Genomic DNA, 20698 nt, shown 5'->3' on the forward strand with positions numbered 1-20698 from the left:
ACACACGCTGTGTTGTCAAACCGCCTCGCCCGCGCCGAGGTAGGTGAGGACCGCGAGCACGCGGCGGTGGTCGTCGTCGGTCGCGGGCAGGTCGAGCTTGGCGAAGATGTTCGAGACGTGCTTCTCGACGGCGCCGGGCGTGACGACCATCGCGCGGGCGATCGCGGCGTTCGTCTTGCCCTCGGCCATCAGCGACAGGGCCTCGCGCTCGCGCGGGGTCAGCCCGGCCAGCGCGCCGGAGGAGTCGCCGGCGTGGCGGGTCCTCACCAGCTCCGCGACGACCTCGCGGTCGAGCGCGGTGCCGCCGCCCGCGACGCGCTCCAGCGCCTCGACGAACGTCCGCACCTCGCCGACGCGCTCCTTCAGCAGGTAGCCGATCCCGCCGTCGCCGGAGGCGAGCAGCTCGGAGGTGTAGACCGGCTCGACGTACTGCGACAGGATCAGGATCGCCAGTCTCGGATGCCGGGCGCGCGCCTCGATCGCGGCGCGCACGCCCTCGTCGGTGAACGTCGGCGGCAGCCGCACGTCGACGATCGCGAGATCGGGCTGGTGGCCCTCGACGATCCGCAGCAGGCCGTCGCCGTCCTCGGACTGTGCGACGACGTCGATCCCGCGCTCTCTCAGCAGCGCCACGAGACCTTCGCGCAGCAGCGCGTTGTCCTCGGCGATGACGACTCTCACGGCGTCTCCTCGTCTCGACATGGAAGCTCCGCACGGATGGCCGTGCCGACGCCGGCCGGGCTCGTGACGCGCAGGTGGCCGTCGAGCGCCTCGACGCGGTTGCGCAGGCCCGCGAGCCCCGTCGAGCCGGGCGCGGGCCCGAAGTCGGCGGCGCCGCCGGGCCCGTCGTCGGCGATCTCGACGATCAGAAGACCGTCGCGCTCGGCGAGCGTGACGCGCGCGGACGCCGACGGCGCGTGCTTGGCGACGTTCGTCAGCGCCTCGGCGACGACGAAGTACGCCGCCGTCTCGACGACCGGCAGCAGCCGCCGCTCGATCTTCGCGTCGACCGCGACCGGCACCGCGGAGCGCTGTCCGAGTGACTCGACCGCCGCGACGAGGCCGCGGTCGGCGAGCACCGGCGGCGCGATCCCACGGGCGAGGTCGCGCAGCTCCTTGATCGCCGCACCCGCCTCGCCGCGCGCCCTGCGCACCAGCTCGGCGACGTCGGGCTGGTCCTCCAGCCGCTCCTCGGCCCGGCCGAGCTGCATCGACAGCGCGACGAGCCGCGCCTGCGCGCCGTCGTGCAGGTCGCGCTCGATCCGCCGCAGCTCCGCCGCCTGCACGTCGAGCGCGCCGCGGCGGGTGCGCGTCAGCTCGTCGACGCGCTCGGTCAGCTCGCGCTCGCGCGTCGGCAGCAGGTCCTTGTGGACGATGAGCGCGTGCACGCCAAGTATCGACCCGAGGCCGACGATCGGCCAGATCGGCCAGAAGTAGCCGCCACCGGCCATCAGCCAGATCACGACCTCCAGCACGCAGAAGAAGATCGTGACCGCCGTGTGGAAGACGATCGGGCGTGTGCGACCCTCCAACGTGTCGACCAGCTGACGACCGAGCGCGTGGACGGCGAGCGTGATCAGCAGTCCCAGCCAGACCCACATCGGCCAGAACTGGCCGGCGCCGGTGAGCGCCCATACGATCGTGACGACGCCGCCGATCAGCGCAACGATCGTGCCGTGCAGCGCCAGCGTCACCTCGTAGTCGTCGCCGCCGGTACCGTTGCCGCCGGACCGTGTCGTGCTGATGGTGGTCATCTCAGAGAAGATCATGGCGGACAGGCTGTCAGCGGCGAAGCGTGCCGTCATTGGAGCAAGGCATAGTTCTCAGGCAGCGTGCACCCCGTCTTCAACGGGGGTTAACCGCAGTGCGATTCGCTTGTCGGCATCATTCCGGGTTCGGCGCCGTCCCTGCAACATCGGCGCCTTGTTCAACGAGACGAGGCGGTATATCCCGATGCAGGCGCCCACGGCGGCCCCAGACGAGCAGCAACCGGCATCCACGCCGACCGCGCGCAACCCCTGGCGCAGACAGCTGGAGCCGTACTCGCGGCCAGACCTGAAGCGCAGCCTGCTCGACCTCGCGACGTCCGTCGTGCCGTACCTGCTGCTGTGGCCGCTGATGGTGTGGTCGCTCGACGTCTCCTACTGGCTGACGCTCGCGCTCGCGGTGCCGGCGTCCGGCTTCCTGCTGCGCACGTTCATCATGTTCCACGACTGCGGGCACGGCTCGCTGTTCGAGTCCAAGCGCGCGAACACGTGGGTCGGCCGCTTCACCGGGCTGCTCGTCTTCACGCCGTACGCCTCCTGGCGTCACAGCCACGCCGTCCACCACGCCACCGCGGGCGACCTCGACCGCCGCGGCGACGGCGACGTGCCGACGATGACGGTCGCCGAGTACCGCGCCGCGGGCCTGCCGCTGAAGATCGGCTACCGCCTCTTCCGCAACCCGCTCGTGTTGTTCACGCTCGGCCCGATCTGGTCGTTCACCGTGCAGCCGCGGATATGGAAGCGCTCGATGCGCCCGCGCATCCGCAACAGCGTCATACAGACGAACATCGTGCTCGGCATCTCGCTCGCCGCGCTGATCTGGCTGATCGGCTGGGAGGCGTTCCTGCTGATCCAGGGCCCGATGGTGCTGATCGCCGGCGGCGCCGGCGTCTGGTTGTTCTTCGTCCAGCACCAGTTCGAGGACACCTACTGGGAGACGAGCGAGGAGTGGAGCTATGCCGACGCCGCGCTGCGCGGCAGCTCCTACCTCGACCTGCCGCAGCCGCTGCAGTTCTTCTCCGGCAACATCGGCCTCCACCACGTCCACCACCTCAGCGCGCGCGTGCCGAACTACAAGCTGCAGGCCGCGCACGACGACCTCGCCGTCTTCCACGACGTGCCGGTCCTGACGATGTGGGACGCGCTGAAGGCGCCGCGGCTGAAGCTGTGGGATGAGGAGCGCAAGCGGATCGTCACGTTCCGCGAGGCGCGCGCGCCCGTCACGCCGCCCGTCACCGCGTGAGACCTCGGGCGTACCGGGTCATCCGAGCGGCGTAGGCGCGGGCGCGCGAAGATCGCCCGCGCAGCCGTTTCGCGCACGGCGGCGCGCTCGTAGCGTCCTCGGCATGATCACCGTCGAGAACCTGACCAAGCGCTACGGCGAGAAGACCGCCGTCGACTCGCTCACCTTCACCGTCCGCCCCGGCATCGTGACCGGCTTCCTCGGCCCCAACGGCGCCGGCAAGTCGACGACGATGCGGATGATCGCCGGCCTCGACGTGCCGACGGCGGGGACGGCGACCGTCAACGGCCGCCCCTACGCCGAGCACGCCGCCCCGCTGCGTGAGGTCGGCCTGCTGCTGGAGGCGAAGGCGATCCACACCAGCCGCTCCGCGCGCAACCACCTGCGCGCGCTCGCCGCGACGCACGGCTTCGGCGACCGCCGCGTCGAGGAGGTGATCGACCTCACCGGCCTGCACGACGTCGCCGACAAGCGCGCCGGCGGCTTCTCGCTCGGGATGGGCCAGCGGCTCGGGATCGCCTCCGCGCTGCTCGGCGACCCCGCGACCGTGATCCTCGACGAGCCCGTCAACGGGCTCGACCCGGAGGGCGTCCTTTGGGTCCGCAACCTGCTGCGCGGCCTCGCCGCCGAGGGCCGCACGGTCTTCCTCTCCAGCCACCTGATGAGCGAGATGTCGCTGACCGCCGAGCACCTGATCGTCGTCGGCCGCGGCAGGCTGATCGCGGACGTGTCGGTGCAGGAGATGACCGCGCGCGCCTCGCGCGACGTCGTGCTCGTGCGGTCGCCGGACGCGGCGCGGCTCGGCGAGCTGGTCGCCGGGCCCGACGTGAGCGTCACTGGCGTCGAGCGCGACCTGCTGGAGGTCGGGGGCGTGAGCGCGCCGGAGATCGGCGAGCTGGCCGCGCGGCACGGTCTCGCATTGCACGAGCTGACGCCGCAGCAGGCGTCGCTGGAGGAGGCGTTCATGGAGCTGACGCGTGACGCCGTCGAGTACCGCGCCGGCCTCGAGCAGGTGGCGGCATGAGCGCCGTCGGCGTCACGCCCGGCCGTGTGCTGCGGTCGGAGTGGATCAAGCTGAACACGCTGCGGTCGACGAAGATCACGTTCGCCGCGGCGGTCGCGCTGATGGTCGGCTTCGGGATCCTGATCTGCTGGGACACCGTGCGCGGATTCGAGTCGATGGCGGCGTCGGCGAGAGCCGACTTCGACGTCACCGAGCGGGCACTCGGCGGCCGCATGTTCGCCGAGCTGGCGATCGGCGTCCTCGGCGTGATGGCGATCACCGGCGAGTACGCGACCGGGATGATCCGCGCGACGCTCGCCGCCGTCCCCCGCCGCCTGCCGGTGCTGTGGACGAAGCTCGGGCTGTTCGCCGGCGTCACGTTCGCGGTCATGACGACGGCGTCGTTCGTCAGCTTCTTCGCCGGCAACGCGATCCTCTCCGAGCACTGGGACTTCAGCCTGTCCGACCCTGGCGTGCTGCGCTCGGTGATCGGCGTGGGCGTCGTGCTGACATTCGTCTGCCTGTTCGGGACGGCGCTCGGATTCATCGTCCGCAACACCGCGGGGGCGATCTCGACGCTGTTCGCGATCCTGATGGTGCTGCCGATCGTCGCCCAGTTCTCCGAGTGGGTCTCGGCGCACTTGCCGACGGGCGCGATGCACTCGCTCGTGCGTGCCAGAATCGAGGACGGCATGTTGCGCCCGCTGCCCGCCTTCCTGCTGCTCTGCGCCTACCTCGCCGTCGCGATCGCCGGCGCGGTCTGGACGCTGCTGCGCCGGGACGCCTGAGCGGAGCGACGTGCGCAAGCGGCTGCGGCAGATCACGGAATGGGGACGGCGGCACCCGCTGCTGGTCGACGCGCTGCTCGCCGCGAGCTGGGGCGTCATGTACGTGCTCAGCACGGTCACGACGCGCGGCTCGGCCGGCGACTGGCTGCTGCTCGCGGGGCTGACGGTGCCGCTCGTGTGGCGGCGCCGGTCTCCGCTGGTCGTGTTCGGCGTGCTCGCGCTCGTCGCGTTCGTGCAGTGGCTGACGACGGAGGTCACGCTCGCCGACACCTCACTGCTGATCGCGCTGTACGGAATCGCCGTCTACGAGCGGCGGCGCTGGGGCTTTCCCGCGGCACTGGCAGTCCTCGAGCTGGGCGCGCTGCTGGCGACGCTGAGATACGGCTCGTCGAGCCCGGTCGGGGCGTTCCTCAGCATGTCGGCGTTCGTCGTCGCGGCCGGCGCGCTCGGCTTCTACGTGCGCACGCGGCGCGACCACATCGCCGCGCTGACCGACCGCGCGCGGCGGCTGGAGATCGAGCGCGACCAGCAGGCGCAGCTCGCGACCGCGGCCGAGCGCGGCCGCATCGCGCGGGAGCTGCACGACGTCGTCGCGCACAACCTGACCGTGATGATCGCGCTCGCCGACGGCGCGCGGCTGACGGCGGCGCAGGCGCCTGAGGAGGCGGACGCGGCGATGCGCACCGTCTCGGCGACCGGCCGCGAGGCGCTCGGCGAGATGCGGCGCCTCCTCGGCGTGCTGCGCGACTCCGGCTCCGGCTCCGGCTCCGGCGAGGGCTCCGGCGAGGGCGAGACGTCCGCCGGAGCGCAGCCGTTGCGCCCGCAGCCCGGCCTCGACCAGCTCGACGCGCTGCTGGAGCAGGTCCGCGGCGCCGGGCTCGCGACGCGCCTGACGCGTACCGGCGAGCCGGTGTCGCTGAGCCCCGGCGCGCAGCTGACCGTCTACCGCGTCGTGCAGGAGGCGCTGACGAACACGCTCAAGCACGCGCGCTCGCCGTCGTCGGCCGAGGTGCGGCTGCACTACGGCGGCGACGTGCTCGCGCTCGAGGTGACCGACGACGGCGCGCCGCCGCCTGGCGTGCCCGCCGCCGGCGCGAACGGGACGGCCGCAAACGGGGCCGGCGCGCACGCGGCCGGCGGCCACGGGCTCGCCGGGATGCGCGAGCGCGTCGCCGTCTACGGCGCCGAGGTCGAGGCCGGCCCGCGGCCGCGCGGCGGCTGGAGCGTGCGGACGCAGCTGCGGCTGGCCGACGGCGAGGCGGCCGGCCGATGACGATCCGCGTGCTGCTCGCCGACGACCAGCAGCTCCTGCGCGCAGGCTTCCGCATGGTCCTGAGCGCGCAGCCGGACATCGCCGTGGTCGGCGAGGCGGGCGACGGCGCGGAAGCCGTCGAGCGGACCGCGCAGCTCGATCCCGACGTCGTGCTGATGGACGTGCGGATGCCGGGCGTCGACGGGATCGAGGCGACGCGGCGGATCGTCACCGCGGGCGCCGCCGCGCGCGTGCTGATCCTGACGACGTTCGACCTCGACGAGTACGCGTTCGCCGGCCTGCGCGCCGGCGCCAGCGGCTTCCTGCTCAAGGACGTCCCGCCCGAGCAGCTGACGGCCGCGATCCGCGCCGTAGCCGGCGGCGACGCCGTCGTCGCGCCGCGCGTCACGCGCGCGCTGCTCGACACGTTCGCCCACCACCTGCCGGCGGACGCCGCCGCGCCGGTGCCGCCGCACGAGCATCCGCGGCTCTCCGAGCTGACGGCGCGCGAGCACGAGGTGCTGCTGGAGCTGGCCGCCGGGCGCACCAACGCCGAGATCGCGGAGCGGCTGGTGCTCTCAGAGGCGACGGTCAAGACGCACGTCGGCCGGATCCTCGGAAAGCTCGCCCTGCGCGACCGCGTCCAGGCGGTGATCCTCGCCTACCAGATCGGGCTCGTACGGCCCTGATCTTCCGCAAGCTGCACGAATTTCCAGCTTTCGCGTTTATCAGTGCGCCGGGGCGTGGTATTCATGAGCACTGCCTCGGCGTCCGCCGGGGTGAAATCGGGGAGGGAGAGCTAGATGAGGGGAGTCATCGGCCCGCGCAGCCTGCGCGGTTACGCCTGCACTGCTGCGGCGGTCGCAGCGGGGGCGTTCGGGGGAATCGCGGCGCTGCCGGCGGTCGCCGGAGCGGACGGACCGGGGGTCGGCACGCCGGCCGTCGTCACGCTCGGCGACTCGGCGATCTCGGGGGAGGCCGGCCGCTGGGCCGGCAACACGAACGGATCGTCGGGCAACATCGACGCGCTCGGCTCGACGGCGTATTGGGACACGCCGACGGGCGAGGCGATCAGAAACTGCCATCGCTCCAGAAGCGCTCAGGCGTACATCGGCGGCGGCGTGCTGAGCGTCAACCTCGCGTGCTCCGGCGCGCGCACGACGACCGGCGGCACCGGTTCCGGCGAGGACTACAAGCCGGGCATCGACTTCTACAGCGACGCGCAGGGCCGTAGAGGGCAGGCGCTCGCGCTGCAGGAGTACGCCTCGACGCACAACGTCAAGGCCGTCGTCGTGATGATCGTGGCGAACAACTACGGCTTCGCCGACGTCGTCACGCGCTGCGTCACGAACTGGCTGACGTCGCCGTCGTGGTGGAAGAACTACTGCTCCGACGACTCGGACATCGCCGACCGCTTCACGCCTGCGCGCCAGGCGACCGAGACGGCGAACGTGCGTGACGCGATCCTGCGGGTCGCGCAGGCGATGAGAAACGCCGGCTACACGACGGCGCAGTACAAGATCATCGGCCAGACCTACTGGAACCCGATCCCGCGCAGCGACAGAGCGCGCTACCCGGAGACCGGCTGGGACCGCCAGAACATCGGCGGCTGCGGCGCCTGGAACAGAGACGTCAACTGGGCCAACGACGTCGTCGTCCCGGCGATGAACAACTCGGTCCGCAACGGCACCGCCGCCGCGGGCCTGCCGAACACGACGGTGCTCGACCTGCAGACGGCCTTCGACGGCCGCCGGCTGTGCGAGAACACCGTCGGCCTGTTGGAGGAGAGAGGCATCGCCAACTGGAGAAGCGCCGGCGCGGTCGACAACACCGAGTGGGTCAACCAGATCCGCACGGTCACGACGATCGTCGGTCCGTACCAGCTGCAGGAGAGCATCCACGCCAACTACTGGGGTCAGATGGCGATGCGCAACTGCCTGCGGCAGGCGTACAACGGCGGTGCCGTCAGAGGCGGCACCTGCGCCCATGGCACGGGCCTGAACGGCCAGGGCGAGCCGAACATGACGCTCAGATAGACAGCAGGCCGGAGCCGAACCACCGGCCCCGGTGCTCATGCAGCGGCCCCGCGCTTCCCCCGGCGCGGGGCCGGCGCCGGGCTTTCGCCCGGCTTCCTAGACGCCCGCTGCGCTGAGCAGCTCATCCGCGATCTCGCGCGCCGCGTGTGGGCGTGCGAGATCGGCGGAGGCGGCGGCCATCGCGGCGAGGCGGTCGCGGTCGGCCAGCAGCGCGCCGACCTCCTGCCTCAGACGCTCCGCCGTCAGCTCGCCGTCCGGCACGATCACGGCGGCGCCGTGGCGCTCCATCCAGCGGGCGTTCGCGGTCTGATGGTCGGCGGCGGCGTGCGGATAGGGGATCAGCAGCGCGGGTCTGCCGTGCGCGGCGATCTCGAAGACCGAGCCGCCCGAGCGCGCGACGACGAGGTCGCTCACCAGCAGTGCCTCGCCGAAGCCGTCGATGTACGGGCGCAGGTCGTAGTGCGTGCCGGGCGCGCTCAGCGCGTCGAAGTCGCGCCGGCCGGCGGCGTGGAGGACGCGGAAGCGGCCGTCGGCGGGCCTCCCGCCCTCCGGCGCCACCGGCCCTACCGGCCCCGCCGGCACCGGCCCCGCCGGGTCGGCGAACGCTGCCACCGCCGCCTCGTTGATCGAGCGGGCGCCGAGCGAGCCGCCGAAGACGAGCACGACGACGTCGTCCTCCGCCAGACCGAAGCGCGCGCGGGCCGCCGCGCGGTCGGTCGCCGGCGGCGGCACCGGGCGGCCGGTGACGCGGTAGCGCTCGCCGTCGCGGTGCTCGAGCGGGAACGCGAGGCAGACGCGCCGCGCGAAGCGCGCCAGCGCGCGGTTGGAGATCCCCAGGTGCGAGTCGGCCTCCGTCAGCACGAGCGGGCGGCGCCGCAGCGCGGCCGCCGCGCCGACAGTGCCGGCGACGTACCCTCCGCCGCCCATCACGGCGTCCGGTCTCAGCTCGCGCAGGATCGAGCCGGCGCGAACGACTCCGGCACCCGCCTTCGCGACCGCGCGCGCGGCCTTCAGCGGGTTCGTGCGGCTGATCCCCTCGACCGCGAGCGTGCGCAGCTCGTAGCCGCCTGCCGGCACCAGCTCGCGCTCGGCGCGCTCGCCGCCGACGAAGACGACGTCGGCGCCGTCAGCCCGCAGCGCGTCGGCGACCGCCAGAGCCGGCACGACGTGGCCCGCCGTCCCGCCGGCGGCGATCACGATCCTCGGCGCCTTGGTCACGCTGCGAGTGGGCGGTCGTGCGGCGTCTTCCGGTGCTCGGGTCGACGAGCCGCATGTACGCGCGGTTGCGGTCGGCAAGGTTGAGCAGCAGCCCGACCGCTCCGAGGATGACGATCAGGTTCGTCGGTCCGTACGAGATGAACGGCAGCGGCACGCCGGTGAGCGGCGCCATGCCGAGCACGACAAAGATGTTGAGTATCGCCTGACATGAGATGAGGGCGGTCAACCCGACCGCCACCAGCTTCGCATATTGGTCCGTCGCGCTCCGTGCGATCCGCAGTCCGGACCAGACGATCAGGCCGAACAGCGCGATCACGACGGTGACGCCGAACAGCCCAAGCTCCTCGCCGATCACCGCGAGGATGAAGTCGGTGTGCGCCTCCGGCAGGTAGAAGACCTTCTGCACCGACTGTCCCAGCCCGACGCCGAACAGCCCACCGGAGCCGAGCGCGATGAAGCCCTGGCTGGCTTGGAAGCCCTCGCCCGTCTTCGACGCCCACGGGTCCAGGAACGACGTCAGGCGGTCCTGCTGGTAGGGCTGGAGGATGATCAGCACGATCAGCAGCAGCAGGCCGATCCCGGCGAGGTAGGCGAGGAAGCGCATCGGCACGCCGGCGGCGATCAGGATCGCGGCGACGATCCCGGCGATCAGCAGCGTCGTGCCGGTGTCCGGCTGGATGATGATCAGCAGGCAGGCGCCGCCGGCGACGATCCCGACCGGGCTCATCATCCCTCTGAACGTCTCGATCCGCCGCGGGTGCGCGGCGAGGAACTGCGCGCAGTAGAGGATCAGCGCGAGCTTCATGAACTCCGACGGCTGCGGCGAGAAGATGCCCGGCCCCAGCCACGAGCGGGCGCCGTTGACCTCGGTGCCGATGCCGGGGACGAGCACGATCACGCACGCGAAGAACGAGCCGATCAGCAGCAGCGGCATGAAACGCTTCGTCAGCTCGTAGCCGTGCCGGGACATGATGTGCATGCCGGCGAGCGCGATCAGGCCGAGGCCGACGTAGCGGACCAGGTAGGCGGTGCCGTCGCCCGATCCCTCCAGCAGGTTGCGCGCCGAGGAGGCGCTGTAGACCATCACCGCGCCGATCGCGATCAGGCACAGCGTCGCGGTGATCAGGACGCGGTGCTCGATCGGGCGCGGCTGCGTGGGGACGCGCTCCCGCCGCTTCACGCGAGGGAGGCGAGCGGCGCGGGCCACGCCTAGCGCTCCTCGACGAGACGACGGAAGTGGTCGCCGCGCGCCTCGAAGTTCGGGTACTGGTCGAAGCTCGCGCACGCGGGCGAGAGCAGCACGACCTCGCCGGGGCGCGCGGCGGCGCTCGCGGCGGCGACGGCGCGCTCCATGTCGCCGACGTCGTGGAGCGGCGTGCCGCTGCTCGCCAGCGCCGCGCCGATCTCCCCTGCTCCCTCGCCGATCAGGTAGACGGCGGCGCAGCGCTCGGCGACGAGCGGCGCCAGCGGCGCGAAGTCCTGCGCCTTCGGCACGCCGCCGGCGATCAGGTGGACCGTCCCTGGCGCGTACGAGCGCAGTGCGACCTGCGTCGCGTCGACGTTCGTCGCCTTCGAGTCGTTGACGTAGGCGACGCCGTCGCGCTCGGCGATCGGCTCCAGCCGGTGCGCGACGCCGCCGAAGCTGCGCAGCGCCTCGCGCACCGCCGCAGCATCAACGCCGCGCGCCAACGCGACCGCGGCGGCGGCCATCGCGTTCTCGCGATTGTGCGGGCCGGGGATCCCGATCTCCGCGGCGGCCATCAGCGGCGCGCCCTCCCACGAGATCGTGCCGTCGTCGTGCAGAGCGACGGTCGCGCCGTCGGCGGCGGCGCCGAACGTGACGCGGCGCGCGTCGCCCGGCAGCGCGGCGGCGAGCGCCGTCGACGTGACCGCGACGCCGGCGGCGGTCTGGCGCCGAAACGCCTCCAGCTTCGCCTCGCGGTACGCCTCCAGCGTGCCGTGGCGATCGAGGTGGTCGGGGGTGACATTGAGCAGGATCGCCGCCTCGGGCGCGAACGCGAGCGTGTCCTCCAGCTGGTAGGACGACGTCTCGCAGACGATCGTCGCGGCCGGGTCGAGCGCGCCGATCAGCGTCGTCACGGCCGTGCCGACGTTGCCGGCGACCGTCACCGGCAGGCCGGCGGTGCGGTGGACGTGGCCGAGCAGCTCGGTCGTCGTCGTCTTGCCGTTGGTCCCGGTCACCGCGATGAAGTCGTTCGGGAGCAGCCGCCAGGCCAGCTCGACCTCGCCGATGACGGCCAGCCCTGCGTCGCGCGCGGCGCGCACGACCGGCGCGTCCTGCGGGACGCCGGGGCTCTTGACGAGCGTGCGCGCGCGGCTGACGAGGTCGGTCCCTGGTGCATCCAGGTGCACTTCGACGCCGGCCGCGCGAAGCCTTGTCACGTCCGGCACGCCCGCGTCGACGCCGATCGCCTGCTCGCCGCGCGCGTGCAGCGCGAGCGCGGCAGCGATCCCCGAGCGGGCAAGCCCGACCACCAGGTAGGGACCTCCCGGCAGCTCCGGCCGGGAGCCGCTCACCGGATGCTCTGCTGGTAGATCGTGAAGCCGATCGCGGAGCAGACCGCGGCGATGATCCAGAAGCGCAGGATGATCTTCGTCTCCGACCAGCCGCGCAGCTCGAAGTGGTGGTGGATCGGCGCCATCAGGAAGACGCGTCTCCTGAACGTCTGGAACGCGAACACCTGGATCGCCACCGACAGCGTCTCGATCACGAAGATCCCGCCGAGGATCACGAGCAGGATCTCGGTCTTCGTCATCACCGCGAGCCCGGCGATCGCCCCGCCCAACCCGAGCGATCCGGTATCGCCCATGAAGATGTTCGCCGGGAACGAGTTGAACCAGAGGAAGCCGACGCACGCGCCGACGAGGCAGGCGGCGAGCAGGCTCAGCTCCTGCTGCCCGGTCGTGATGAACGTGATCCCGATGAAGGCCAGCAGCACGATCGCCGCGCAGCCGGCCGCGAGGCCGTCGAGCCCGTCGGTCAGGTTGACGCCGCTGGTCGTGCCGGCGACGACGAGGTAGATGAAGACCGGGTAGAGGACGCCGAGGTCGATCTGCGCGTCGACCACGCGCAGCCGCAGCGTCGGCTCCAGCCCCGCGCCTCTCGTCGCCGCGAGCCACAGGCCGATCGAGATCGCGATCGTCGCGATCAGCTTCGTGCGGCCTCTGACGCCGAGCGAGCGGCGGTGGACGATCCCCAGGTAGTCGTCGAAGAAGCCGATCAGGGCGCAGGCGATCGCGGTGCCGAAGACGCCCATCGCCAGCCAGTCGTAGTCGGTCAGGATCAGGAACGGGATCGAGACGGCGGTGAAGATGATGATCCCGCCCATCGTGGGCGTGCCCGCCTTCGCGTGGTGACCCTCGGGGCCCTCCTCGCGGATGTGCTGGCCGAACTCGCGCTCGCGGATGAACGCGATGAACTTCGGGCTGAGGAAGATGCAGAGCAGCAGCGAGGCGGTCCCCGCGATCAGGATGCGTCCCATGAGCTAGGCCGCCTTGGTCCCGAGCTTCGCGCGCAGCGCCTCGCGCGCGACCGTCACGTCGTCGAACGGCAGCTTCTCGCCGCCGGCAAACTCCTGCCCCTGCTCGTGGCCCTTGCCGGCGATCACGAGCACGTCTCCGTCGTGGGCAGCCGCGACCGCGGCGAAGATCGCCTTGCGACGGTCGACCTCGACGTGGACGTGCGGGCCCGTTCCGGTCCCCTCCACGACGTCGCGGAGGATCTGCTCAGGGTCTTCGGAACGGGGGTTGTCGGAGGTCACATACGCCTCGTCGGCGAGACGGGCCGCGATCCCCCCCATCAGCGGGCGCTTGGTGCGGTCGCGGTCGCCGCCGCAGCCGAAGACCGTCAGCACCTGCCGCTCGGTCAGCCCGCGCGCGGCCTGCAGGACGTTGTCGAGCGAGTCGGGCGTGTGGGCGTAGTCGACCAGCACCGCGAAGCCCTGGCCCTCGTCGACCGGCTCGAAGCGGCCGGGGACGCGGCCGGCCTGCGGCAGCGCGGCGGCGATCTGCTCCAGCGGGACGCCGAGCGCGCGGACCGCCGCGACGGCGCCGAGCACGTTCTGGACGTTGAAGCGGCCGGGCAGCGGGGTGCGCAGCGCGATCGGCCCCTGCGGCGTCTGCGCGGTGAAGGCCGAGCCGGTCAGGCCGGTGGTCAGCTCGGTCGCGCGGTAGTCGGCGTCGTGGTCGAGCGCGATCGTGACGAGCGCGGCGCCGTCGGCGCGCAGCTCCTCCGCCAGCCGCCGGCCGTAGGGGTCGTCGACGTTGACGACCGCGACGCCGGGCCCGGTCTCGAACAGCCTCCGCTTCGCGAGGAAGTAGTCCTCCATCGTCGGGTGGAAGTCGAGGTGGTCCTGCGTCAGGTTGGTGAAGATCGCGGCCGCGAAGCGGACCGCGTCGGCGCGGTGCAGCTCCAGCGCGTGCGACGACACCTCGATCGCGGCCGCGACGTCGCCGCCGTCGAGCATCGCGCGCAGGTCCGCCTGCAGCTCGATCGCCTCGGCGGTCGTGCGCTGCACCTCGCGCGCCTCGCCGCCGACGACCGCCTTGACCGTGCCGAGCAGGCCGGTCTGGCGGCCGGCGGCCTCCAGCAGGCCGCGCACGAGGAACGCCGTCGTCGTCTTGCCGTTCGTGCCGGTGACGCCGACCGTCTGCAGCCGCGCGGTCGGGTCGCCGTTGAAGTTGGCGGCAGCGCGCGCCATCGCGGCGCGCACGGAGGCGACGCGCAGCTCCGGCACGCCGAGTCCGAGCGGGCGCTCGACGACGAGCGCGACCGCGCCGCGCGCGACGGCGTCGGGCGCGAAGTCATGGCCGTCACGGGTGAAGCCGGGCACGCAGAAGAAGAGCGTTCCCGGCTGGACCTTGCGGTTGTCGTAGGCGAGCGCGGCGATCTCGACGTCGCCGGCAGGGGTGGCGAGCGTGGGGACCGTCTCTGCGCTGCCCATCACGTCCAGCAGCTTCATCGGTCGCCGAGTGTACCCATGGGACCCGACCGTTCCGGGTGCGAGTGCCGTCGCGCCATCTCGGCGGCTCGCGAGCCGGGTCGCCGTCAATTCGGTCTGACGCCGAGGTACGGGAGCGCCCACGCCGCGATCTTCTGGAACGCCGGCGCGGCGACCTGGCCGCCGTAGATCGACCCCTGCGGCTCGTCGACGACGACGGAGACGAGCAGCCTCGGGTCGCTCGCCGGCGCGAAGCCGACGAACGAGGCGATGTAGCGCTCTCTCGAGTACTCGCCGGTGTCGGCGTCGACCTTGTTCGCGGTGCCGGTCTTGCCGGCGAGGTCGTAGCCCGGGATCTCGGCCTCCGCAGCGGTGCCGCCGGCCGCCAGGACGCCTCTCAGCATCTCGCGCACCTCGGCGGAGGTCTGCTCGGAGATGACTCTTCTGCCCGGGTCCTGCGGCGCTCTGACGCCGCCGACGGACTCGACGATGCGCGGGGGGCGAAGGATGCCTCCGTTCGCGATCGCCGAGTAGGCGGCCATCATCTGCAACGGCGTGACGGCCTGGCCCTGCCCGATCGGGAGGTTGGCGATCGACGAGCCGGAGTAGTCGTCGTAGGTCGGGACGAGGCCGATCTCCTCGCCGGGCAGCGCGACGCCGGTTCTTCTGCCGAAGCCGAAGCGGTCGACCCACTGGCTGAAGCGGCGGGCGCCCATGTCGAGGGCGATTCTGACCGCGCCGATGTTGCTCGACTCGGCAAGGATTCTCGACACCGACGACGTCTCCTCGCCGCGTGGGTGCGAGTCGTTCAGCACGCGGTCGGCGACCTGCAGCTGTATCGGCAGGTAGTAGGTCTTCTCGGGCGTGGCGGTGCCGTCCTCGAGCGCACCGGCGACCGTGAACGCCTTGAAGGTCGAGCCGGGCTCGAACGTGAAGCCGACGGCGCGGTTCTGGTTCGCGTACCCGGGCGCGCCGCCGGGGTCGTTGGCGTCGACCCGCGGCCAGTTCGCGAGCGCGAGGATCTCGCTCGTCTGCGGATTCATCACGATCGCGGTCGCGCCTCTCGGCGTGTAGGTGCGGCCGACGCCTTCGAGGACCGACTCGACCTTGTCCTGCAGGTCGGAGTCGATCGTCAGCTGGAGGTCTCTGCCGGGGACGGTCGGCGTCTGGTCCTTGATCGAGATCGGCTGCCCGAGCGCGTCGTTGACGATCCGGCGGACGCCGTCCTGACCGCGCAGGACCTTGTCCTCGCCGTATTCGAGACCGGTGCCGCCGCCGGGCTCCTCGCTGGAGGAGCCGAGCACCTGCGAGGCGAGCCAGCCGCGCGGATAGGTGCGCAGCGAGCTGGGCGTGAGCGCGATGCCGTCGAGCCCGAGTCTGCGGACCTTGTTGGCGCTCGCGGCCGGCAGGCGGCGCGCGAGGTAGACGAAGCCGCTGCGCGTGTTGAGCCTTCTGAGCAGGTCCTGCTCAGAGACGTCCAGCAGCGGCGCGAGCTGCTGCGCCGCTCTGAGCGGGTCTCTGACGATGTACGGCGTGGCGGAGACGTCGCTCGCGCTCTCGGAGACGGCGAGCACGTTCCCGCGCCGGTCGGTGATCGTGCCGCGCGGCGCGGGCAGGTCGATCGTCTGCACCTGCTGCGTGGCGGCAGCGCGCTTGAGCGCGGGCGCTCTGACGGCGCCGAGCCAGCCGGCCCGCAGCAGCCCGGCACCGAGCGCGGCGACGAAGATCAGGAAGAGGAAACCGATGCGGCGGTCGGTCAGGCTCGGCACGACGCTCTCAGCCCGTCGGCGCCGTCGCCCCGCCGCCGGCAGTGTCCGGAGTGGCGGTGTCGGTGGCGGTCGTGTCGGTGCCGGTCGCGTCGGTGGCGCCGGTCGTCCCGCTCGTGTCGGTCGTCCCGGCGGTGCCCGTCGTGCCGGCGGTGTCGGTCGTGCCGGCGGTGTCGGTCGTGCCGGCGGTGCCGGTCGTGCCGGCGGTGCCGGTCGTGCTGGTCGTGTCGGTGCCCGCAGCGCCGGCGGTGCCGGATGCGCTCGCGGTCGTGTCGGTCCCCGTCGAGCCGGTCTCACCGGTCGCGCCGGCCAGCGCCGTCGCGTCGGTCGTCGCCGCGTCCGCCGCGTCGGTCGTCGCGCCGACGCCGGCGCCGGCCGCCAGCGCGGCGGAGGCGCTCATCGCCGGCACACGCATCGAGCGCAGCGCGGTGCCGGCGTCGTCGGCTCTGGAGGCGACGAAGCGCGGCGAGCCCTGCGGCGGCAGCACGAGGCCCATCTGGGTCGCGGCGCCGACGATCCGCTCGGAGTCGGAGAGGCGTGAGATGTTCGCGCGCAGCGCGGCGTTCTGCTCGGTCAGCGCGGTGCTCTTCTCGACCGCGGTGCCGATCCCGGCGTTCAGTCTCAGCAGCGACAGCTGGAGCGTGACGAGGCCGACGAGCAGCGTGCCGATCAGGACGATCCAGATCCGCCCTCCGATCAGGCGGTCGAGCAGGCGATGGTCGGGCAGCGCCCGCAGCCACGCGACGAAGCGTGCGCCGAGCGGCAGGTCCGAGCGCGTCTGCTTCGGCTTCGGAACCGCGCGCGGCTTGCGCTGGGGGCGCGCCGGCGCCTGCTCACGCTCGCGCAGCGGCAGCGCGGCGGCAGCCGCCGCGACCGCGGCGACGCGCCCCGCGATCAGCCCGGCGCTCCCACGGGATGATGCGACGCGACCGCCGGCCGCAGCCCGCACCCCATTCGCTCCGCGCGCAGCGGCAGCCCGCGCGGTGGACGCACGCACGCTCGACGCAGCACGCGGCGCGGCACCCCGAGCGCCGGACGCTCCATGCGGCGCAGCGCTCCGCGGCGCGGAAGCGCGCGGTGCGGCCTCGCGCGGCGCGGCAGCCCGAGCGCCGGCCGTTCCGCGCGGCGCGGCGCTCCGCGGCGCAGCGGCACGAGCGGCGGCTCCGCGCGGTGCGGCCTCGCGGGCGCTGGACGCCTCACGCTGGGCGGACGCTCCACGCGGCGCGGCGTCGCGCGGCGCGGGCGCGCCCATGCGGCTGCTCGCCGCGCGTGCGGCAGCGGCGGCGGACCGCTTCGCGGACGGCTTCGCCGGCGTGGCGCCTTTGCCACGCTTGGCCTGCGCCGTCGCAACCCGCTCGTGCAGGTCGCTCGCACGGCTCGGCGACGCCGGCTGGAGGCCGGTCGTGCGCCCGTCGTCCTTGCGCGGCGCGGCCGGTCCGGAGACGCGGCGGCTCGGTGCGCCGGCTCTGCGACGCGGCGGGCCGCCGTGGCCGGCTCCACCACTGCCCGACGCACGGCGACGTGCGGCGGCGGTTGCGGGAGCGGGGGTCACGACATCTCCTTCAGCTTCAGGGCACCACGCAGATGCGCCGACTTCGCGCGCGGATTGTGCGCCACCTCGCCGGCAGTCGGCGCGATCGCTCGCCGCGTCAGCAGTTCGCCCTCGGGCGTGCGGCCGCAGGCACAGATCGGCAGGTCCGGCGGGCAGATGCAGCCGCGCGCGCGGTCGACGAGGAAGCGCTTGACGCGCCGGTCCTCCAGCGAGTGGAACGAGATCGCGGCGAGCCTTCCGCCGGGCGCGAGCACGTCCCACGCGAACGGCAGACCGTCGTCGATCTGCTCCAGCTCCTCGTTGACGGCGATGCGAATCGCCTGGAAAGTGCGCTTCGCCGGGTGCCCCCCGCCGAACTGCGCCGGGATCGGGATCGCGGACTTGATCACGTCGACCAGCGCCTGCGTCGTCTCGATCGGCTGCTGCTCGCGGGTGCGGGCGATCGCGCGGGCGATCTTGCTCGCGTAGCGCTCCTCGCCGTATTCCTTCAACAGTCGCGCGAGCCGCCGCTCGTCCCAGCCGTTGACGACCTCGTGCGCGGTCAGCTCCTGCTCGGAATCCATGCGCATGTCGAGCGGCGCGTCGTAGGCGTACGAGAAGCCGCGCTCCCACGTGTCGACCTGCATCGAGGACATCCCGAGATCCATGTAGACGAGGTCCGCCTGCACGCCTTCGCGCGCAAGCTGCTCCAGTCCCTGCGCGAAGTCGGCGCGGATGAAGCGCGTCGTGCAGGAGACCTCCGCCGTCAGCTCGGCGAAGCGCTCCTCGGCGATCGGGTCGCGGTCGATCCCGATCAGCGTGCCGGTGGGGCCGATGCGGCCGGCGACGAGGCGCGCGTGACCGCCGCCGCCGAGCGTGCAGTCGACGACGACCTGGCCGGGCTGCGGGTCGAGCAGCTCGATCAGCTCCCCTGCGAGGACGGGGATGTGGATGCCGGTCATGTCAAGAAGTGTGATCACTGGTTATGGAAAGCGTTCAGCCCGCCGAGGACTGAAGTCCGGCCGCGATGTCGGAGACGTTCTCCAGCACCTCGCCGTTGTACGAGGCCCAGCCGGTGCGATCCCAGATCTCGAGGCACTCCCCGGCCCCGACGACGCTGACGTCCTTCGTCAGCTTCCCCGAGTCGAGCAGGAATCTCGGCACCATCACGCGGCCCGCCCCGTCCAGCTCGGTCGGATGCGAATTGGCGGTGAAGTGGCGCTTCAGCTTGCGGAATTCGGGTGAGAGCGGGCTGTGACCCTCGAGCGCCGCCGCGGTCCAGGCGTCGTAGTCCTCGGGCCGCCAGATCGCGACGCAGTCCTCGAGCCCCGCGGCAAGCACGATCCCTTCCGCGAAGGAGGCCCGGTATCGCGTCGGAACCGTGAGCCGGTTCTTCGCGTCGAGCGTGAGGTCGAAAGTGCCGCGAAACGTCAAGGGTCATCGCCTGAAGAGGTTCCGAACCGGGGTGGCTGGGTGGGAGGAGCCCTGCCACCCCGGTCCGTATGCGAGGCAAGCTAACCCACTCTCTCCCACTTTGCAACCCATCTCCCGCCCTTTCACCCACCGATCATGCGCAGAGGTTCGCCGAGGGCCCGGATTCCCCTTCACGACGGGTCATCGCGCGGTGGGACGAGGTGGGACGGATCTCGCAGGAATGACGCAACGCCCCGTGCAGACGCGGATCCTGGTCGCCGCCTTGCAGCAGGGCCGCGCGCGGGTGGGCTTTCCGTCCGTGTGGTGTGCCGAAGTGGGACGTGCCGGTTCGAGCCGGTGAGCGAGCTGCCGAGCGCCAGGCGCGCCGACTCCGATCACCTGCTATTCAGAGCAAGTCGGCGCGCGGGCGCTGCGCTCGCCGCCAGCGGCCCCGTTCTCCCGCGGACCTCGGCGCGGCACGCGCCGGCACGCTCACGCCCCGGGGCGGCTACGCGCCGGCGCGCTCGGCCGCGACACGCAGCGCGTCGCGCGCGTCGTCGGCGAGGCGGCGGACGATGTCGCCCGCCGGCACCGCTTCTGCCAGCTCGTGCGCCTGCCCCGCCCACAGGTTGAGCGCGTCCGCGTCGCCGCGCTCGCGCGCGGCGGCGCGCAGCGGCGCGGTCAGGTGGTGGACCTCGGGATAGGCGCGCGGCGCGCCTTCGTCGTGCTCAGCGAGGAAGCGGTTGACGATCCCGCGCGCGGTGCGGCCGCTGAAGGCGCGCGTCAGCACGGTGTCGCCCGGCGCGGCGAGCGCGGCCCGGTGCGGCGCCGACGTGCCCGCCTCCGGCGTCAGCATGAACGCGCTGCCGAGCTGCACGGCACGCGCGCCCGCGGCCAGCGCGGCCGCGACGCCGGCGCCGTTCATCACCCCGCCGGCACCGACGAGCGGCGGCTCGACGGCGGCGGTGACGAGCTGAAGCAGCGCGAGCAGCCCGATCGCGGCGGGTGCCGCGTCGTCGAACGTCCCGCGATGGCCGCCGGCCTCGGCGCCCTGAACGACGAGCGCGTCGGCGCCGGCCGCCGCGGCCGTGCGAGCCTCGTCGGGCGTGGTGATCGTCACCCAGGCGGCGATGCCGTCGGCGTGGAGCGCGGCGATCTGCTCGCCGCTCGGGCAGCCGAACGTGAACGAGACGACGTCGGGACGCAGCTCGTGGACGAGCGTCAGCTTCTGCTGCCAGCCGTCGTCGTCGTGGCGCGGCTCGCCGAGCGCGACGCCGTGCCGTTCCGCCTCCGTGCGCAGCGCGGCGACATACGGCGCGACCGTCGCGTCGTCGGCCGGCTGCCCGGAGGGGACGAACAGGTTGAGCCCGAACGGCCGTCTGGTCGCCGCACGGACGGCGACGATCTCGTCGGCGACATCGTCGACGCGCTTGTAGCCGGCCGCGAGGAAGCCGAGCCCGCCGGCCTCCGACACCGCCGCCGCGAGCGCAGGCGTCGACGGACCGCCGGCGAGCGGCGCCTGCACGATCGGTCGGATCAGCCGGTACAACGCGAAGCGGGCGGCGGGCATCGCCGAGAACCTAGCGCGCACGAGCCGCCGCCGCGCGGCGGTGGCGGCGGCGCGGCGCGAGTCGCCATCGCGCGGCACGGCCGGCGGCGGCGCAGCACGAGGCGCAGCCGCGCGGTACGGCCCATGGGCGGTGCGGCATGCGCCGCCGCCG

Annotated in this window: 18 protein-coding genes; 6 read left to right on the forward strand and 12 right to left on the reverse strand. The window is 72.8% G+C overall.

The features are described 5' to 3' along the window. Positions 1 to 15: 15 nt before the first annotated feature. Positions 16 to 702 (reverse strand): response regulator transcription factor, encoded by a 687-nt coding sequence (locus tag CWOE_RS18835; RefSeq protein WP_148261078.1) that lies wholly within the window; start codon positions 700 to 702, stop codon positions 16 to 18. Continuing rightward, positions 678 to 1754, reverse strand: a complete 1077-nt coding sequence (locus tag CWOE_RS18840) for a histidine kinase (protein WP_236262121.1) — start codon at positions 1752 to 1754, stop codon at positions 678 to 680. Before CWOE_RS18840 ends, CWOE_RS18835 begins: the two co-directional genes overlap by 25 nt. A 199-nt stretch (positions 1755 to 1953) precedes the next feature. Here CWOE_RS18840 and CWOE_RS18845 point away from each other — a divergent pair, with 199 nt between their 5' ends. The 6 genes from CWOE_RS18845 to CWOE_RS18870 all read left to right on the forward strand — a co-directional run bounded on the left by CWOE_RS18845 (position 1954) and on the right by CWOE_RS18870 (position 8088). Continuing rightward, positions 1954 to 3009, forward strand: a complete 1056-nt coding sequence (locus CWOE_RS18845; RefSeq protein WP_012935232.1) for a fatty acid desaturase — start codon at positions 1954 to 1956, stop codon at positions 3007 to 3009. A gap of 103 nt (positions 3010 to 3112) precedes the next feature. Further along, positions 3113 to 4033 (forward strand): ABC transporter ATP-binding protein, encoded by a 921-nt coding sequence (locus CWOE_RS18850; RefSeq protein WP_012935233.1) that lies wholly within the window; start codon positions 3113 to 3115, stop codon positions 4031 to 4033. Next, on the forward strand, positions 4030 to 4800 hold the full coding sequence (locus CWOE_RS18855) for an ABC transporter permease (RefSeq protein ID WP_012935234.1): 771 nt from the start codon (positions 4030 to 4032) through the stop codon (positions 4798 to 4800). Before CWOE_RS18850 ends, CWOE_RS18855 begins: the two co-directional genes overlap by 4 nt. Before the next feature lie 10 nt (positions 4801 to 4810). After that, entirely contained in the window at positions 4811 to 6073 is a 1263-nt protein-coding gene (locus CWOE_RS18860; RefSeq protein ID WP_012935235.1) for a sensor histidine kinase, read from the forward strand. Continuing rightward, positions 6070 to 6741: a response regulator gene (locus tag CWOE_RS18865; RefSeq protein WP_012935236.1), complete on the forward strand. Its 672-nt coding sequence runs from the start codon at positions 6070 to 6072 to the stop codon at positions 6739 to 6741. Before CWOE_RS18860 ends, CWOE_RS18865 begins: the two co-directional genes overlap by 4 nt. Before the next feature lie 114 nt (positions 6742 to 6855). Further along, positions 6856 to 8088: an SGNH/GDSL hydrolase family protein gene (locus CWOE_RS18870; protein ID WP_012935237.1), complete on the forward strand. Its 1233-nt coding sequence runs from the start codon at positions 6856 to 6858 to the stop codon at positions 8086 to 8088. A gap of 96 nt (positions 8089 to 8184) precedes the next feature. Here the strand turns inward: CWOE_RS18870 and CWOE_RS18875 are convergent, their stop codons facing one another. From CWOE_RS18875 to CWOE_RS18925, 10 genes are all read right to left on the reverse strand, one after another. Next, positions 8185 to 9285 carry a UDP-N-acetylglucosamine--N-acetylmuramyl-(pentapeptide) pyrophosphoryl-undecaprenol N-acetylglucosamine transferase gene (locus CWOE_RS18875; protein ID WP_236262122.1) on the reverse strand — a complete coding sequence of 367 codons (1101 nt, stop codon included), beginning with the start codon at positions 9283 to 9285 and terminating at the stop codon, positions 8185 to 8187. Further along, positions 9215 to 10486, reverse strand: a complete 1272-nt coding sequence (gene ftsW / locus CWOE_RS18880) for a putative lipid II flippase FtsW (RefSeq protein WP_049793332.1) — start codon at positions 10484 to 10486, stop codon at positions 9215 to 9217. Before ftsW ends, CWOE_RS18875 begins: the two co-directional genes overlap by 71 nt. A 29-nt stretch (positions 10487 to 10515) precedes the next feature. Beyond that, entirely contained in the window at positions 10516 to 11844 is a 1329-nt protein-coding gene (gene murD / locus CWOE_RS18885; RefSeq protein ID WP_012935240.1) for a UDP-N-acetylmuramoyl-L-alanine--D-glutamate ligase, read from the reverse strand. Further along, positions 11841 to 12809, reverse strand: a complete 969-nt coding sequence (gene mraY / locus CWOE_RS18890; protein WP_012935241.1) for a phospho-N-acetylmuramoyl-pentapeptide-transferase — start codon at positions 12807 to 12809, stop codon at positions 11841 to 11843. The genes murD and mraY overlap by 4 nt, the downstream gene beginning before the upstream one ends. A 3-nt stretch (positions 12810 to 12812) precedes the next feature. Further along, complete coding sequence (locus CWOE_RS18895) at positions 12813 to 14288, reverse strand: UDP-N-acetylmuramoyl-L-alanyl-D-glutamate--2,6-diaminopimelate ligase (RefSeq protein ID WP_012935242.1); 1476 nt, start codon at positions 14286 to 14288, stop codon at positions 12813 to 12815. Between the two features lie 86 nt (positions 14289 to 14374). Further along, positions 14375 to 16036, reverse strand: coding sequence for a peptidoglycan D,D-transpeptidase FtsI family protein (locus CWOE_RS18900; protein ID WP_012935243.1), 1662 nt, complete (start codon positions 16034 to 16036; stop codon positions 14375 to 14377). A gap of 7 nt (positions 16037 to 16043) precedes the next feature. After that, positions 16044 to 16982, reverse strand: coding sequence for an FtsB/FtsL family cell division protein (locus CWOE_RS33560; RefSeq protein ID WP_012935244.1), 939 nt, complete (start codon positions 16980 to 16982; stop codon positions 16044 to 16046). Between the two features lie 599 nt (positions 16983 to 17581). Next, positions 17582 to 18526, reverse strand: coding sequence for a 16S rRNA (cytosine(1402)-N(4))-methyltransferase RsmH (rsmH, locus tag CWOE_RS18915; RefSeq protein ID WP_012935245.1), 945 nt, complete (start codon positions 18524 to 18526; stop codon positions 17582 to 17584). A gap of 34 nt (positions 18527 to 18560) precedes the next feature. Further along, entirely contained in the window at positions 18561 to 18998 is a 438-nt protein-coding gene (gene mraZ / locus CWOE_RS18920; protein ID WP_012935246.1) for a division/cell wall cluster transcriptional repressor MraZ, read from the reverse strand. A 487-nt stretch (positions 18999 to 19485) separates the two neighbouring features. After that, complete coding sequence (locus tag CWOE_RS18925) at positions 19486 to 20547, reverse strand: nitronate monooxygenase (protein ID WP_012935247.1); 1062 nt, start codon at positions 20545 to 20547, stop codon at positions 19486 to 19488. Between the last annotated feature and the right edge of the window lie 151 nt (positions 20548 to 20698).

The sequence above is a fragment of the Conexibacter woesei DSM 14684 genome (assembly GCF_000025265.1).
GTDB classification, from domain to species: domain Bacteria; phylum Actinomycetota; class Thermoleophilia; order Solirubrobacterales; family Solirubrobacteraceae; genus Conexibacter; species Conexibacter woesei.